Annotated in this window: 16 protein-coding genes and 1 other annotated feature (1 of these 17 only partly in view); of the genes, 1 reads left to right on the top strand and 15 read right to left on the bottom strand. The window is 29.9% G+C overall.

Features of this window, described 5'->3' with window-relative positions:
• Positions 1–2: 2 nt before the first annotated feature.
• Positions 3–1277: a glycosyltransferase family 2 protein gene (locus Ccar_RS00450; protein WP_034825770.1), complete on the bottom strand. Its 1275-nt coding sequence runs from the start codon at positions 1275–1277 to the stop codon at positions 3–5.
• A 422-nt stretch (positions 1278–1699) separates the two neighbouring features.
• Between Ccar_RS00450 and Ccar_RS26955 the strand changes: the two genes are divergently transcribed.
• Positions 1700–1858 carry a hypothetical protein gene (locus Ccar_RS26955; RefSeq protein WP_007061503.1) on the top strand — a complete coding sequence of 53 codons (159 nt, stop codon included), beginning with the start codon at positions 1700–1702 and terminating at the stop codon, positions 1856–1858.
• A 39-nt stretch (positions 1859–1897) separates the two neighbouring features.
• Here Ccar_RS26955 and Ccar_RS00445 read toward each other — a convergent pair whose 3' ends face one another.
• The 14 genes from Ccar_RS00445 to alaS form a co-directional block, all read right to left on the bottom strand.
• A complete protein-coding gene (locus tag Ccar_RS00445; RefSeq protein WP_007063575.1) occupies positions 1898–2953 on the bottom strand; it encodes a type IV pilus twitching motility protein PilT in 1056 nt (351 codons plus the stop codon).
• A 244-nt stretch (positions 2954–3197) separates the two neighbouring features.
• Complete coding sequence (gene sigK / locus Ccar_RS00440; RefSeq protein WP_007063576.1) at positions 3198–3899, bottom strand: RNA polymerase sporulation sigma factor SigK; 702 nt, start codon at positions 3897–3899, stop codon at positions 3198–3200.
• Between the two features lie 390 nt (positions 3900–4289).
• The gene (locus Ccar_RS00435; protein ID WP_007063577.1) at positions 4290–5948 is read right to left on the bottom strand and encodes a penicillin-binding transpeptidase domain-containing protein; all 1659 of its coding nucleotides are present in this window, start codon (positions 5946–5948) and stop codon (positions 4290–4292) included.
• Positions 5949–6008: 60 nt separating this feature from the next.
• The gene (udk, locus tag Ccar_RS00430) at positions 6009–6635 is read right to left on the bottom strand and encodes a uridine kinase (protein WP_007063578.1); all 627 of its coding nucleotides are present in this window, start codon (positions 6633–6635) and stop codon (positions 6009–6011) included.
• A 27-nt stretch (positions 6636–6662) separates the two neighbouring features.
• The gene (locus Ccar_RS00425; RefSeq protein ID WP_007063579.1) at positions 6663–7883 is read right to left on the bottom strand and encodes a peptidase U32 family protein; all 1221 of its coding nucleotides are present in this window, start codon (positions 7881–7883) and stop codon (positions 6663–6665) included.
• A gap of 1 nt (position 7884) precedes the next feature.
• Positions 7885–8532 carry an O-methyltransferase gene (locus tag Ccar_RS00420; protein WP_007063580.1) on the bottom strand — a complete coding sequence of 216 codons (648 nt, stop codon included), beginning with the start codon at positions 8530–8532 and terminating at the stop codon, positions 7885–7887.
• Positions 8533–8704: 172 nt separating this feature from the next.
• A complete protein-coding gene (gene typA / locus Ccar_RS00415; RefSeq protein WP_007063581.1) occupies positions 8705–10528 on the bottom strand; it encodes a translational GTPase TypA in 1824 nt (607 codons plus the stop codon).
• Positions 10529–10679: 151 nt separating this feature from the next.
• Positions 10680–11030, bottom strand: coding sequence for a YlbF/YmcA family competence regulator (locus tag Ccar_RS00410; RefSeq protein ID WP_007063582.1), 351 nt, complete (start codon positions 11028–11030; stop codon positions 10680–10682).
• A 78-nt stretch (positions 11031–11108) separates the two neighbouring features.
• On the bottom strand, positions 11109–12776 hold the full coding sequence (locus Ccar_RS00405; RefSeq protein WP_007063583.1) for a ribonuclease J: 1668 nt from the start codon (positions 12774–12776) through the stop codon (positions 11109–11111).
• A 151-nt stretch (positions 12777–12927) separates the two neighbouring features.
• A complete protein-coding gene (locus Ccar_RS00400) occupies positions 12928–13383 on the bottom strand; it encodes a Fur family transcriptional regulator (protein WP_007063584.1) in 456 nt (151 codons plus the stop codon).
• 155 nt (positions 13384–13538) lie between these two features.
• The gene (locus tag Ccar_RS00395; RefSeq protein WP_007063585.1) at positions 13539–13805 is read right to left on the bottom strand and encodes a DUF1292 domain-containing protein; all 267 of its coding nucleotides are present in this window, start codon (positions 13803–13805) and stop codon (positions 13539–13541) included.
• 23 nt (positions 13806–13828) lie between these two features.
• A complete protein-coding gene (gene ruvX, locus Ccar_RS00390) occupies positions 13829–14245 on the bottom strand; it encodes a Holliday junction resolvase RuvX (RefSeq protein ID WP_007063586.1) in 417 nt (138 codons plus the stop codon).
• 151 nt (positions 14246–14396) lie between these two features.
• The gene (locus Ccar_RS00385) at positions 14397–14648 is read right to left on the bottom strand and encodes an IreB family regulatory phosphoprotein (protein WP_007063587.1); all 252 of its coding nucleotides are present in this window, start codon (positions 14646–14648) and stop codon (positions 14397–14399) included.
• A 62-nt stretch (positions 14649–14710) separates the two neighbouring features.
• On the bottom strand, positions 14711–17350 hold the full coding sequence (gene alaS / locus Ccar_RS00380; RefSeq protein ID WP_007064514.1) for an alanine--tRNA ligase: 2640 nt from the start codon (positions 17348–17350) through the stop codon (positions 14711–14713).
• 52 nt (positions 17351–17402) lie between these two features.
• Positions 17403–17449 (bottom strand) — a binding site (T-box leader); it runs 189 nt beyond the window's last position.

Here is a 17449-nt window from a genome sequence, read left to right as displayed (position 1 = left end):
TTTTAGTTGGCTTTATCTAAATCATTTATTTTTACACTTCTAGTATGCGCAGTATGACTCCATTCTTTTTTATTCCTATCTATAATTCCTTGAACCGAAATAGGAAACCAAGTAATAGCATATATTGGGTATAATATGTAATACCAAAATATTTTTTTATTCAATTTTTTTTCTAATACTAAAATAAATGGAGTATATATAAATTGAAATATTGCTAATAATGCTATTGTAATATGAAGCAAATCAAAGTTAACAGAATATATAAATGTATTAAAGTTGCTTATTAAGTTAAGTCCTTTCATACAATATTGAATTATACCTGTTACTGCAGAAATACCTATTAAAATAGCTACTATAGGCTGTATGCTATATAATGCACAATCTAATGCTGTAAAACTAAAGTTGGTTATAGATTTCTTTAACAATTTGAAAAAATATCTACTAGCAACATCTGCAAATCCTTGCATCCATCTTTTTCGCTGCCACCAAGATTGAGAAAGCGTTAAAGGTTTTTCATCATATATTATTGCATCATGAGCCCATCCTACTTTGTAACCTGATAACACAATTTTACATGTAAATTCTAGATCCTCTGTAAGACAAGTTGCTCCCCATCCTAACTTTTTTAATATTTCTGCATCCACACAAAAACCTGTTCCACCTAATTGTGTAGATAATCCCAGATTACTTCTTGCATTTTGAAACATCCTATTATTTGACCAAAAAGATATAGAGTAACTTCCTGTAATCCACGTATCTTCTGGATTTTTGCTATCTAAATATCCTTGAACAACTTTAAATCCTTCACATAATTTTTTATTCATTTCTTTCAAAAAACTTTTATGAGCCAAATTATCAGCATCAAATATGGCAATAGCATCGTATTTTTTATCTAGCTTAAATATTTTATCAAACATCCATTCTAGAGCATACCCTTTTCCTCTTTTTTCCTTATTCGTTCTTTCATACACAATAGCACTTTTTTCTCTTGCCTTCTCGGCAGTTTTATCTGTACAATTGTCAGCAATAACAAAAATGTCATAAAGTTCTTTAGGATAATCAAGCTTTTTTAAGCTTTCTACAATATCACCTATGACAATTTCTTCATTGTGTGCTGCTACAATTAAAGCAAAAACTTTTTTTGGTTCTACGGCTCTTTCGTTCTTTTTCCTCAATATACCAAAAAATGATATACATAAATAATATATCGTTATAACATATACTATACAGGTAAAAACACTAGAGGTGCCATGAATTATATCTTTAAAAATGCTCACCACTTATCCCCCCTAATTCAAAGTTATTTTAGCATAAATAAAAATTAATTACTATATAATTTGTAATAAATAAGTAAAAAATATTTTACACTCATTTGGAAAAATGCTTAACCATGAGATATACATAGGAAAAATGTACATAAATCATTTTATTAATGAATATTAAAATTTTTTTCAATTTTAAATTATTTTAATGGCATATACACGATTTGTTATTAATTTTGTCATGTGTTATTATATAATTATAACAAATTAAATTCGCTGTTATAGTACAGCAATTGAAAAGGGGGTAGAGCCTTATGAGGCGCTACGAACTGATCTTTTATATTGATTTGCGAAGGCTTCATAAAAAAGATGAATCCTTTGGATAAATTCTCTTTAAAATTTTAAATAAAAATTTTAAAATTTAAGGAGGTTTATTTATGGATGCCATGCTTGAAAAAATGTATGCTGTAGATACTATGAATATATGTGATAGTGAGAAGGAAAGTACTCATCAAATTGAAGATGATCTTTCTGTATATTTAGATTCTGATTCCAATAAAACTTGTCTAAAAATGTTTGATTACTTTATATTCTAATAAATAAAAATAGGACTTAGGTCCTATTTTTATTTTTAACTACAATGATATTATTCTGCTCAATATATCCCTATCCATAGCATAGCTCAAAGCACATTCATATGATATAATTCCTTTTTTGTATAACTCAGCTAAAGACATATCCATAGTTTTCATACCATATTTAGCTCCTGTTTGTATAGAAGATTCTATTTGATGAGTTTTTCCTTCTCTTATCATATTTTGGATAGCTGCAGTTGCTATCATTATTTCTAAACTTGCTATTCTTCCATTACCATCAACTTTAGGCAATAGTTGTTGTGATATAATTCCTTTAAGGACTGCTGCTAATTGTGTTTTTACTTGCTGCTGTTGATATGGAGGAAATACATCAACTATTCTATCAATAGTTTTTGATGCACCTATTGTATGTAACGTAGAAAATACCAAGTGCCCTGTTTCAGCAGCTGTAAGTGCTATAGAAATAGTTTCCAAATCCCTCATTTCTCCCACGAGAATAACATCTGGATCTTCTCTTAAAACCGCTTTTAAAGCATTATGATAACTCAAGCTATCTTTTCCTATTTCCCTTTGGTTTATTATAGATTTATTGTGTTTATGTAAATATTCAATTGGATCTTCAAGAGTAATAATATGTGCTGCCCTGGTACAATTTATTTCATTTATCATTGCCGCTAATGTAGTACTTTTTCCTGACCCAGTTGGACCTGTAACTAGTACAAGACCTCTTTTGTTATTTGTAATTTCTTTTATTACAGATGGAAAATTCAAATCACCTATTGAAGGTATTTTTAGTCCTACAACCCTTATAGCTAGTGAACAACTTCCTCTTTGCTTAAATAAATTAATTCTAAATCTTCCTAATCCTGATACGGAAAAAGAAGTATCCAATTCACCTTTTTTAATATATTCTTCGTAGTCTTCGTTCAAAATTTCTTTACTATAACTTTCAGTATCTGCTGGTTGAAGTTTTTCACTATTAACAGTTGATAATTCTCCATTTATTCTTATTATTGGTGGAACTCCTACAGTTAAATGTAAATCAGATGCATTATTTTTAATGGTTATTTCCAATAATTCCTTTAGTGATATCACTTTAAGTTCTCCTTTCGCCAATCCTTACTATAATTATAATTTTGCAAATTCAATATGTTATCTGGATTAATTTTTTGTAAAATGTACTATTAAAGAAGTTGGTAACCTATTAGTTAAATCTTACTTGCCTTAAAGTTAATATTCTACAAATTTTATTAAATTCCTTTTACAAAAGACAAATTTATAAAAAACTAAAAATTAATGACTAAGAATACTAAAAATCTTAATCATTAATTTTTAATCTTCACTTTTTACCATAATTTAATTCTTTATACAACTTTTTTAATGCCCTCTTTTCTATTCTTGATACATAGGATCTAGATATACCAAGAATTTTAGCTATTTCTCTTTGAGTTTTTGGTTTTCCTTCTAAAAGTCCATAACGCATTTCTACCACACTCTTTTCTCTTTCTGCTAAGCAAGTATTCATTTTATCATATAGTTTTTTTACCTGTATTTTACTCTCCACAATCTCAATTATAGAATCTTCATCACTACTAAGTACATCTAAAAGGGAAATTTCATTTCCTTCTTTATCTATTCCAATAGGATCTTGAAGATATATTTCACCTTTAGTTTTTTTATTATTTCTTATAAGCATAAGTATTTCATTTTCTATACACTTAGCAGCATAAGTAGCAAGTCTAGTTCCCTTTGAAGCATCAAAGGAATCTATAGCTTTTATTAGTCCTACAGTACCAATGGATATCAAATCGTCTACTTCTTTTCCTGGATATGAATATTTTTTTACAATATGAGCTACTAATCTTAAATTTCTTTCAACTAAAATATTCTTGGCTAGTAAATCCCCCTCCTTAAACTTTTTTAAATAATATTCTTCTTCTTTATCGTTTAAAGGTTGTGGAAAGGAACTGTTATTTGTAATATAGGCAGTGAGAAATACCATGCTGCCTGCAAGATCTAATAAGCAGTTGGTTAAAAACACGGGATGCTCCTCCTAATAGTGCTTATTAATATACTATGAGCTAATATTAAAAAAAGTGCCTGTACAAACAAATTTTACTTCATGATATAAAAAAATGTGAAGCATTTTTTAGAGGACAATTGACAGAGTACAGAGGACAATGAAGGTGAGTTTTCATCCTTACGTCAGAAAACTAATTTATTTCTAAAGATTATTTTGCTAAAGCAAAATAATCTTTAGATGTATATAATTCAGCAATGTTTCGCTTTAGCGAAACGAGTCATCAAAATTTAATTAAAGATTTTTCGTAGCAAAGCAGAGAAAAATCATCCTTCACTGTCCTCTGTCAATTGTCCTCTGTCCTCTGAAAAAGTTGTGTCGCATTATGCTTTTATCATGAAGTTCAGATAGTTACTTAGATACTAGTTTACTAACAACATCCTTAAAAACTGGTGCAGCTGTAATACCGCCGCTTTCTTTATCTTTATCTATATCTTTTACAAATACAACCATAGAATAATATTTTCCTTTAAACTTGAAAAAGCCTACAAACCATCCATCTGAATGTTCTTCTGACTTTGCTAATGATTTAGACATTTCTACTCTTTGCGTGGTTCCCGTTTTACCACCCATTTCCACATTGTCTACAGCTGCTGCTTTTCCAGTTCCCTGCTTTATTACCTCTATCATTTGGTCCTTCAGTACATTAGCTGTAGATTTTTCTATGACAGGGTGGCCATTAGAATTTAATTTTTCTATTTCATTATTGTTATCATCAACATAAGCATCTAAAATTTTAGGTTTTACATAAACACCTTCATTAATAACTGTGTTAACTATATTTATAGCTTCTATAGGAGTTATTCTAATCCCCTGCCCAATTGAGGCTGCACCTAAACTACCATCACCATACTTAGGATCTTTAACTTCAAAATTTCCTTCCTTTTCACAGTCTAAACCTAGTGATTTTTCCAATAAACCTTGAGACTTAGCATTATCATAAAAATTATTAAATCCTACTTTATTTCCTATTTGAAAGAATATATCATTACAGGATTCTATTAATGCTTGTGCTGGATTTAAAGTACCATGTGGTGGTTCTTCCGATTCGTATAGTCCTTTACATGTAAACTTATCATTTAGACTTAATGTTTTCCTATCCAAGCCAGCTTCTTCTACTATTACTTTAAATATGGATCCTGGAAAAAATCCATGGTTAGTTGCTGCACCTAAATTTATATTAGGTAGATTATCATTTTTTTGAACCATAGCTTTTATATTTCCTGTATTTGCCTCCATTAGTACTACTCCTATTTGACTAAAATTCTTATACTTGTCATCATTTAAAGTCTCTTTAATTTTATCCTCTATATTTTTATCCACAGTAAGCCTTACATTCATGTTTTTTTCAGGCAATTCTGTCTTTTCATTTGTTACATTTCCATTTACATCTCTATCTATTATAACTTGAGGTTTTTTATTATTTTTAGTTTTATCAGCAATCTGCATTTCTAATGAATTTGATGACTTTAGTTGATTACTATCTGTTTTTTTAGTACTAGTTAATAAGTTCTCTATTTTCCAGGTACCATCTCTATTTATTGAAGAATATGTATAAGTATAGAATCCCTTTACTCCTTTCACATTTTTCAATTTATTATACGTATTTTCATCTATTTCATAGTACAACTTTTGGCTGCTGCTTAAATTAGTTATCTTAGATAAGTCGTACTCATTATTATAATTTCTCAATATATATATTAAAGTCAAAATTTTATCCGAATCAGTATCCTGATTATTTTTAATAAATATATCTGGACATATAACTACATAATACTTCTTTTTATAATCAAGTAATTGTTTTCCATTTGAATCAAAAAGCATGTAGTTTGCATCTGTAATATCTTCTTTATAAGAATACTGTGAGTTAGCCATAACACTTAGTTTATTTGAGCTAAAATACTGAAAATAAACTATTCTAACATAAATACCTATAATAAATATTATAAACATACAAAAAATTACATATTGTCTCTTTTTTATCGTATTCCTATTTAATTTTATCATCATAAAAAAACACCTCATCTCAAACTAAAATTTTGTCCAAAATGAGGTTTTTTATTCAATAATTTACTCTTCTCTTTGTAAAAATTGTTTTATATTAGCCACTATAATGTCTATAGCAACTTTGTTATGTCCACCTTCTGGTATTATAATATCAGCATATCTTTTAGTAGGTTCTATAAACTGCATATGCATTGGTCTTACTACATTTAAGTATTGATTTATAACAGAATCTACAGTTCTACCTCTTTCATTTATATCCCTTAGTATTCTTCTTATTATTCTCACATCTGCATCTGTATCTACATACAACTTTATGTCTAAAAGATTTCTTATTTCTTCATCCTCAAGTACAAGTATACCTTCTACTATCACAATTTCTCTAGGCTCAATCCTTATAGTTTCCTTTTTTCTGTTATGTGACTCAAAATCATAAACAGGTTTATCTATAGCTTGTTTTTTTAAAAGTGTCTCCAAATGTTCTATCAAAAGTTGTGTATCAAAAGCATTAGGATGATCATAATTAGTTTTTACTCTTTCTTCCATAGAAAGATGGCTTTGATCTTTATAATAGGAATCCTGCTCTATCATAGCTATACAATCTTCACCAAACTTATTATATATTTCTTTAGCAATTGTGCTTTTTCCCGAACCAGTTCCGCCAGTAATACCTATTAAAATTGGACGTTTCATTCGTATCCCCCTCTCAAGTTTATTACACTAATCTCTTTTCTTTATAAGCATATCATCTTTCTTTAGTTCCACTGATGTGGTAACTGTAAATATCATTTGAGCTGAAGGTGCTACTTCTATTTTTTGACCTTTACTATTTTTCATATCATTTAAGCATATTTCAAAACTGTCACCCTCTGATCTAAAAATCTCTACTGTATCTCCTTCAAATACTCTATTCCTTTGTTCTACAGTAGCAACACCTGTGGATTTATCATAATCTCTAACTATTCCAACAATATCATATTCTCTTATGTAATTAGAAGATTCCTGTGCCTGTTTATTAGCATCTCCAAAATAAAAGCCTGTATAATATACTCTGTGGCTTGCCTTTGTAAGGTCATCCATCCACTTTTTCTGGAATTTATATTCTTTAGGGTTTTCAAAATATGCATCTATTGCCTGTCTATAAGCCTTAACTATGCTAGCAACATAATAAGGACTCTTCATTCTACCTTCAATTTTAAAAGAATTTATACCTGCTTCAACGAGCTCTGGTATATATTCTATCATACATAAATCTTTTGAATTTAATATGTATGTTCCTCTTTCATCTTCAAGTATAGGGAAATATTCATTAGGTCTCTTTTCTTCCATTAAATAATACTTATATCTGCATGGTTGAGCACATTGTCCTCTATTAGAATCTCTTCCTGTCATATAATTTGAAATAACACATCTACCAGAATAGGACATGCACATAGATCCGTGCACAAAAGCCTCTATCTCACAATCTTCTGGAAGTTTATTTCTTATTTTCTTAATCTCAGTTAAAGACAACTCCCTAGCCAAAACAATTCTCTTTACTCCTTGTTTATGCCAAAACTGCGCAGATTTCCAGTTAACATTGTTTGCTTGTGTACTTAAATGAAGTTCTAGATCTGGTACCGTTTCTCTAGCAGTCATAATAATTCCTGGATCTGATACAAGTATGGCATCTACCTTTAGTTCATATAACTTTTTTAAATATTCTTCCAATCCAATTAAATCCTCATTATGTGGAAAAACATTTATAGTAACAAATACTCTTTTTCCTCTTTCATGAGCATATTCTAATGCTTCTTTTAATTCATCATCTGTAAAATTATCTGCGAAAGCTCTTAAATTAAGTTTACTACCGCCAAGATAAACCGCATCTGCTCCAAAATTTATGGCCGTCTTTAACTTTTCTAAATTTCCTGCAGGTGCTAATAATTCAGGTTTTTTCAAATCAATCCCTCCTTGTTGTAACTGCAATTCCATCTCCCATAGGTATAACTGAAGTTATAAAGCTTTTGTTATCAGATACAAGTTTTAAATATTCTCTCATTCTTTTAACTATGGTTATTTTTCTTCTTTCTACTAAATCATCAGAAGCAACCATTCCTCTAAATAATGCATTATCTGCTATTATTATGCCATCCTTGTTCAATAATCTCATGCATTCAGGAAGAAAGTGATTATAATGACCTTTCCCTGCATCCATGAATATTAAATCATATTTATCATTTAATTGCTTTAATACTTCCAGACAGTCACCCTGGATTATTTTAATTTTATCTGCAAATCCATACTTTTCAATATTTCTTTGGGCTGCTGCTATCATTTTTTCATCTCTTTCAATAGTTGTTATTTCACTATTGCCTTTAGAACTTATATTCATAAGGATAGATGAATATCCTATAGCAGTACCAAGTTCTAATATTTTTAAAGGCTTTTTGATATTTATCATAAGCTCCAAAAATCTAGCAACCTCTTTATGTACTATAGGAACATTATTTTCATGAGCATAATCCTCTAATTCTTTTAAAGGTTCATTATGCTCTTCTATAAGAGATCTTATATATTGTTCCATATAATCATATGTGATACCCTTCATTATTTCCTCCAAAATATTTAATCAAAATCAATTATTTTTCTCAATATATGCATATAAAATTTTCCAGAAGCATATCTTTTAAAAAGATGATACTTCTGGCTTTATTCATACACTACTTATTTTTTAATTACATATATGATTTAATAAAACATTTTTTTCATTATGCTTTAATTTATTTTTTTCTTGAAGCTCTCTTTCTAGTATCAGAATCTAATATTTTCTTTCTCATTCTGATATTTTTAGGTGTAATTTCTACAAGTTCATCAGAACCTATAAATTCAAGACTTTGCTCTAAGCTCATTTGAGTTACTGGTACTAATTTTAAAGAATCATCTGCACCTGATGATCTAGTATTAGACAAATGTTTCTTCTTACATACATTAACTTCTATATCATCTGCTCTTGAACATTGTCCTGCTATCATTCCAGCATATACATCTGTAGCTGGTTCTATAAATAATGTTCCTCTTTCTTGTGCATTAAACAATCCATAACCAATAGATGTACCTGTTTCAAATACAACTAGTGATCCTCTAGTTCTTTCAGGAATTTCTCCTCTATATGGTTCATATCCACTTAATACGTGGTTCATTATACCATTACCTTTTGTATCAGTCATAAATTCATTTCTAAATCCTATAAGTCCTCTTGCAGGAATCTTAAATTCAAGTCTTGTATATCCATTAATAGCAGATGTCATGTTTACCATCTCACCTTTTCTAGGTCCTAGCTTTTCCATAACAACTCCCATGAATTCTTCTGGTACATCTATTGTAAGGTATTCAATAGGTTCACACTTTTTACCATTTTCTTCTTTAAATATAACTGATGGCTTAGAAACTTGGAATTCATATCCTTCTCTTCTCATAGTTTCAATTAACACTGAAAGATGAAGTTCTCCTCTTCCGCTTACTTTGAAACAATCTGCACTTTCTGTTTCTTCTACTCTTAAAGATACATTAGTTTCTAATTCTTTCATAAGTCTGTCTCTTAAGTGTCTTGATGTAACAAAGTCTCCATCTCTTCCTGCAAATGGTGAGTCATTAACCATAAAGTTCATGCTTAATGTAGGTTCATCTATCTCAACAAAAGGAAGAGCTTCTGGATTAGCGCTATCTGCTATAGTTTCTCCTATATTTATATCTGGAATACCAGCAACTGCTACTATATCTCCAAGTTTAGCTTCATCTGTTTCTTCTCTTTTAAGTCCATTGTACACATAAAGACTAGAAATTTTTACATTATCTATTTGTCCATCTGTTCTCACTAAAGCTACTTGCTGATTCTTTTTTATACTTCCCCTTTGTATTTTTCCTATACCAATTTTACCTACATATTCATTATAGTCTATAGTTGTAACTAACATTTGAAGCGGCATGTCCAGATGACCTTGTGGTGCTGGAACATTTTTCACTATAACATCAAACATTGGGTCCATATTATCTGACTCATCTTCTAATTCTTTTTTTGCAAAGCCAGCTCTAGCTGAACAATAAACTACTGGAAAATCTAGTTGTTCATCACTTGCACCAAGCTCTACAAATAAATCAAATACTTCATCTAAAACTTCTGCTGGTCTTCCATCTGGTCTATCTATTTTATTTATAACTACTATAGGTCTTAGATCAAGCTCCAAAGCCTTTTTCAATACAAATTTAGTTTGAGGCATTGGTCCTTCATAAGCATCTACTACAAGTAAAACACTATCTACCATTTTAAGTACACGTTCAACTTCTCCTCCAAAATCAGCATGACCAGGAGTATCTACTATATTTATTTTTATTCCATTGTGCATAACTGCTGTATTTTTTGAAAGTATTGTGATACCTCTTTCTTTTTCAAGATCATTTGAATCCATTACTCTTTCTTGAACTTTTTCATTTTCTCTAAACACATGGCTTTGCTTAAGAAGTGCATCTACTAGTGTAGTCTTACCATGGTCAACGTGTGCGATTATTGCCACATTCCTTATATCGTTTCTTGTAAATAATTCCATTATTATTCCTCCAATTTTTTGTTTAAATCACTAAATGTAACCTTATATCCTAATAAGCACTCAAAAAAATTGGATACTTATAAAGTACCCAATTATGCTTACCCTATCTATTTTAGTATCATAACATTAAAAAGTCAACTTTTGAAGTATTTTATTTATTCATTCCAAAGGTAAAATCTATACCTATTGCATCATTTAAAATTTTTAAAACATCATTCCATACAATGCTGAATCTTTGCTCTGCCTGAATGTAATTGCTTACAGCAGGATTAGTAGATATAATTGGTCCTAAATTTTTAAGTTTTTCTGTTATTTCATCAGATACTTTTCCATCCTGCATTTGCTGTGAATAAGCTTCTATCTGCAATTTTCTAAAATCATCCAACATTCTTTTATTATTATCATTGCCTTCAATGCCTTTACTTGCTTCTCTAAGGTTAATAACTTCCGGACAATTTCCCAACTCTTTTGCAAATTCGTGAGCCTTATCATAGATATTCATAAATAAACTCCTCCTTATTTATAATTGGAACTTTAACTTAAAATCCAAACAAGTGCCAAATAAAATTTAAATCTATAATTATATTTCCATAATTATAGGAAGTATCATTGGCTTTCTTCTTGTTCTTTCATAAAGGAATACTCTAAGAACTTCCTTTATATTTGATTTTATGCTTGCCCATTCAGTTATATGTTTTTCCTCACATTTTTTCAAGGCATCCTTGACTAGTTCTCTTGCTTCTTCCATTAAATCTTCAGATTCTCTTACATAAACAAATCCTCTTGAAATAATATCTGGTCCAGCAATTACACTTCCACTTTCTTTTTCAATAGTAACTACTACTGTAAGTATACCATCCTGTGAAAGATGTTTTCTATCTCTCAATACTATATTTCCAACATCACCTACACCTAAGCCATCTACAAACACCTGACCAGAAATAACAGTTCCATTTTTTCTAATAGAATCTCTTGTTACTTCTATTACATCACCATTATCAGCAATTACAACATTACTTGATGGAAGTCCTAATTTAACAGCCAACTCTGCATGTTGTTTCAAGTGTCTGTATTCACCATGTACAGGCATAAAGAATTTAGGTTTTACAAGCGTATGCATAAGTTTTAATTCCTCTTGACACGCATGGCCAGAAACATGAACATCTGCCAATGCTTCATAAATTACATCTGCTCCCTTTTTAAATAACTGATTTATAACTTTTGAAATTAATTTTTCATTTCCTGGTATAGCACTAGCAGATATAATAACTCTATCTCCTGGTATTATATTTACCTTTTTGTGTTCTGAAGATGCCATTCTTGAGAGTGCTGACATAGGTTCTCCCTGGCTTCCTGTCGTAACAATAGTTATTCTATTATTAGGATATTTGTTTATATTATCAACATTAATAAATACATCTTTATTAGCATCTATATATCCTAATTCCATTGCAACTTCCATTATATTTTCCATACTTCTTCCAGAAACAGCAACTTTTCTATTATACTTTATTGATTCTGTAATTATTTGTTGTATTCTGTGAATATTGGAAGCAAATGTTGCCACAATTATTCTTCCTTTAGCATTAGTGAAAATTCTGCCAAATGTTTCTCCTACAGTACTTTCAGACATAGTATATCCTGGCCTCTCCACATTAGTACTATCTGCCAGCATAACTAGTACCCCTCTTTTACCTAATTCTGCAAATCTTGCTAAATCAGCTACACATCCATCAATAGGTGTGTAATCAATTTTAAAATCTCCTGTGTGTAAAATAACTCCGATAGGCGTATGAATTGCAATAGCTACTGAATCTGCAATACTGTGGCTGGTTCTTATAAATTCTACAGATACATTCTCTAATTTAACTATATCTTTTGGTTTTACACATTTTAACTCTACTACACTTAACAAATTGTGTTCCTTTAATTTTGTTTGAATAATACCCAATGTTAATTTTGTTCCATATACAGGTACATTCATTTCTTTTAATACATATGGTAACGCTCCAATATGGTCTTCATGTCCATGAGTTAAAAATATACCCTTAACCTTCTCTATATTTTTTTGTAGATATGTTATATCTGGTATTACCAAATCTATTCCTAACATTTCATCGTCTGGAAAACTTAATCCACAGTCGATTACTACTATGTCATTTTTGTACTCTATTGCTGTAAGGTTCTTTCCTATTTCATTTAATCCACCTAATGGAATGATTTTTATTTTCTCTTTTTCCTTTCGCAAAAAAATCTTCCCTCCTTTTTTATAATTTTTAAAATATTTTATCCAATAGCTATCCTAATAATACTACTTGATTATAAAAGCAATAAAAAACGACTGCTATGGGCTGGATAAATTCAGCTAAAATTCAGATGGCATATATATACTACCTGAATTAAGTTTCATTTTTACATTTACTACATATTCCATAAAATTTCAGACTATGATTAGTAATCTTAAAATTATATTTTTCTTCAATTTCATGTTCTAAATCATCCAACAAATCATGTTGAACTTCAATAACACTTCCACAATTAGTACATATCAAATGATGGTGTTGATGATTTTCTTCTTCATGAATCAACTCATATCTACTACACCCATCATTAAGTTCTAATTTACATATAACACCTAATTCTTCTAATAATTGAACTGTTCTATATACTGTAGCCAATCCTATTTCTGGACAATCCTTCTTTACTAAATCATATAATTCTTCCGTTGTAAGATGACTACCTTCATTCTTTATTATTATATCTATAATGGCTCTTCTCTGAGGGGTAAACTTATAGCCTTTTTCCTTTAAATTATTCTTAAGTTTTTCTGTTTCTTCAGGTGAAAGCTTTGACATTATATAACCCCATTTCAATAATTATTTTCAAACCATAGTTTAATACGTATTTAATTGATTGTCAATTGAAAATCAATTAATTCGTTAAAATTAATTTTTATTAGACTTATATAAAATTATAAAAGCTATGAATATCATAGCTTTTGCATTAAACATTAATTAAGTTGATCTTCACTGAATAAAGTTTCGTAAGCTTCCTCTACCATTGCAAATTCATCTTCATCTTCAACAGTAGTTAATACCTCATTACCTTCTTCGTCTACATCTATTCTTAATGCTATCGCTTCATCTATCTCTTCTTTATCTTTTGGAGCAACTATCACGTATTCTTTATCTTCTATATCCATTTTAGTAACTACATCAAACTCTACCTCTTTGCCATCCTCATCATTTAGAATGATAGTTGTTACATCATTTTCCATGGTTTTTCACCTCATTTATTTGTTTATTTATTTGAAATACTATCTAAATATCCCTGAAGTATGTATATTGCAGCCATCTTATCAACTATTTTTTTTCTCTTATTTCTAGATAAATCTGCCTCTAACATAGCTCTATGTGCTGCTACAGTGGTTAATCTTTCATCCCACATTTTAATTGGAAGCCCTATTTTTTCTTTTATCACTTCGCAAAATTTTAATACCTTTTCACTTTGTGGTCCCAAGGTTCCATTCATATTTTTAGGAAGTCCTGATACAATAGTCTCCACATTATATTCATCACAAATATTTTTAAGTTCCTTTATGTCTGCATCTTGGCTTTTTCTTCTTATCGTAGTTATACCTTGTGCTGTAAATCCAAGGGGATCACTTACGGCAACACCAATAGTCCTATCGCCTACATCTAATCCTAGTATTCTCATTTTCATTCTCCTAATTTCATTATCGTATTGTACAATGTGTTATTGTTAAAATCAAATTTTATCAAAATTGCAATATATACAATTATATTTTAATCTCATTCATCGACATAATTTGTTCCAAATGAGTTTAAAAACCCATTTGGAACAGATTTTATTTTATTCCTAAATATGCTTTTAATACTTCTTCTAATATTTCATCTCTTTCTAACTTTCTAACTAAGGATCTAGCTCCATTGTAATTTGTAATGTATGTAGGATCCCCTGAAATTAAATAACCAACTAATTGATTTACAGGGTTATATCCCTTTTTAATTAGAGAATCATAGACTTCAGTTAATATTTCTTTAGTCAAATCTTCTTTATCTTTAGGAATATTAAACTGAATAGTATTATCGTTACCCATTTATATCACCCCGCTAGTAATTCTACTAATTCTATTATAGACTATATTCGTGAAAATGTATACTATTTAACTAGTTTTTCCAATATTGATACACAACTTCCTATTGCATCTTCCACTTTTTCAGGAAGCTTTCCACCAGCTTGAGCCATGTCAGGTCTTCCACCGCCGCCGCCGCCAGCTATAGCTGCTACTTCCTTTATAATTTTTCCACAGTGAACTCCTTTAGCAATTGCCTCTTTAGTAGTCATAGATACAAACTGAACTTTTCCTTCTACTACACTTCCAAGAACAACTACACATTCTCCACCTTTATTCCTGATCTTATCTGCTAAATCTCTAAGTGCATTTCCATCTACATCTTTTAATACACCAGTAAAAAGCTTAATTCCTTTTACTTCCTGGAAACCATTTAATATTTCATCTTCTGCACTTCCTGCAAGTTTAGATTTTAATTCTGCAATTTCTTTATCTTTTTCTTTAAGTTCAAGAGCCTGCAAATCTAATTTATGAATTATCTCCTTTTCAGAACATCTTAGCTTGTTACCAATTTCCTTAATAAGATCATTTTTAGCTTCTACATATGCAATTGCTTTAGGTCCAGTAACTGCTTCTATTCTTCTTATACCAGCAGCCACACCAGCTTCGGATATTATCTTAAACAAACCTATTTCTCCGGAATTTGATACATGAGTTCCTCCGCACAATTCTTTACTAAAATCTCCTACTGAGACTACTCTAACTTCATCTTTATATTTGTTATCAAACAAAGCAATAGCTCCAGTTTCTTTTGCTTCTTCTAAACTCATGCTTTGTGTTTGCACATTTAGTACTTTTACTATTTCATCATTAACTAAAGCTTCAACTTTTTTTAATTCCTCATGACTTGGTGCTTCAAAATGATTAAAGTCAAATCTCAATCTTTCATCATCTACGTAAGAACCTGATTGATGAACATGTTCTCCTAGAACTTTTCTCAATGCTTCATTTAACAAATGTGTTGCAGTATGATTTCTTCTTATATTATTTCTTCTAGCTTCATTTACATTTAAAGTTACTTGATGATCTACACCTATAGTTCCACTCAATACCTTTACAAAATGAAGTATTTTTCCTGCTACATTTTTTTTACAATCCACAACCTCTGCCTTAAATGAATCTGTGGATATTATACCGTGATCACCTATTTGACCTCCCATTTCTGCATAAAAAGGAGTATTTTCTGTAACTATTACACCCTTATCTCCTTCTACCATAGTTGAAACAAATTCTTCATTTTTAATTAAAATTTTAACCTTTGAAGTAGTGTGCAAAGTATCATATCCATTAAATTTTGTTTCTATTTCTAAAGGTATTTTATTTAATATAGTATCTTCTGCTCCCATGTAGTTGGTCTCTTCTCTTGCAGCTCTAGCTCTTTCTCTTTGATTTTGCATTTCTTTATTAAAGCCTTCTAAATCCACTTTCATATCTTTTTCTTCAAGTATTTCTTCAGTAAGCTCTATTGGAAATCCATAAGTGTCATATAACTTAAATGCTTTTTCTCCTGATAAAATAGTTTCATTATTAATTTTTAAATTTTCTATAAATTCATTTAAAATTTGCATTCCACTATCTATAGTTTCATCAAATCTTTCTTCTTCTAATTTTATAACCTTTTTAATATAATCTCTTTTTTCTGCAAGTTCAGCATAGTTTCCACAAGAATTATCTATAACCATATCTGTTAGTTTATATAAAAATGCATTATTTATTCCTAAAGATTTTCCATGCTTAGCAGCTCTTCTAAGTAATCTTCTAAGAACATATCCCCTACCTTCATTTGAAGGCAATATTCCATCACTAATCATAAAACTAACACTTCTAACATGGTCTGTTATTACTCTCATAGATATATCACTTTTTTCATCTTTTCCATATTCAATTTTTGCCACTTTACTAACTTCATCTAGTATGGCTCTTATAGTATCAACTTCAAAAATGCTATTTGTTCCCTGCATAATTGTAGCTATTCTTTCAAGTCCCATACCTGTGTCTATATTAGGATTTTTTAATTTATTATAATTTCCATCTTCATCTTTATCAAACTGTGTAAATACAAGATTCCAGAATTCAACTACTCTATCTTCATCTGCTGCTTTTAAAAATTCTTCTACTGTATTTATTTTTTCATTTCCTCTATCAAAGTGAATTTCAGAACAAGGTCCACAAGGTCCTATCCCATGCTCCCAAAAATTATCATCTTTTCCCAATCTAAATATTCTTGAAGGATCTATATCTGTCTTTTTAACCCATAAATCATGTGCTTCATCATCATCTAAATAAATAGTTACATACAGTTTATCTTTAGGAAGTTTTAATACCTCTGTAGTAAATTCCCACGCCCATGGAATAGCTTCTTCCTTAAAATAATCACCAAAAGAGAAATTACCTAACATTTCAAAAAACGTACCATGCCTTGATGTTTTACCTACATTTTCAATATCACCCGTTCTTATACACTTCTGACAAGTTGTAACTCTTGTCTTAGGAGGCACTTGCAACCCTGTAAAATATGGCTTTAAAGGTGCCATTCCTGCATTTATAAGCAATAAACTTTTATCATTTTTAGGAACAAGTGAAAAGCTCGGTAATCTCAAATGTTCTTTACTTTCAAAGAATTTTAAATACATTTCTCTAAGTTCATTTAAACCTATCTTTTTCATAAATTATCTCTCCTTTATTCTTAATGTTTTGTAACAAAAAAACTTCCATCCCAAAAGGGACGAAAGCTGTTTCCGTGGTACCACCCTAATTACACAGCT

This window comes from Clostridium carboxidivorans P7 (assembly GCF_001038625.1).
Classification (GTDB): Bacteria; Bacillota; Clostridia; order Clostridiales; family Clostridiaceae; genus Clostridium_AM; species Clostridium_AM carboxidivorans.
Note: the sequence above shows the minus strand (reverse complement) of the source record. Positions and strands in the feature narration are given on the sequence as shown.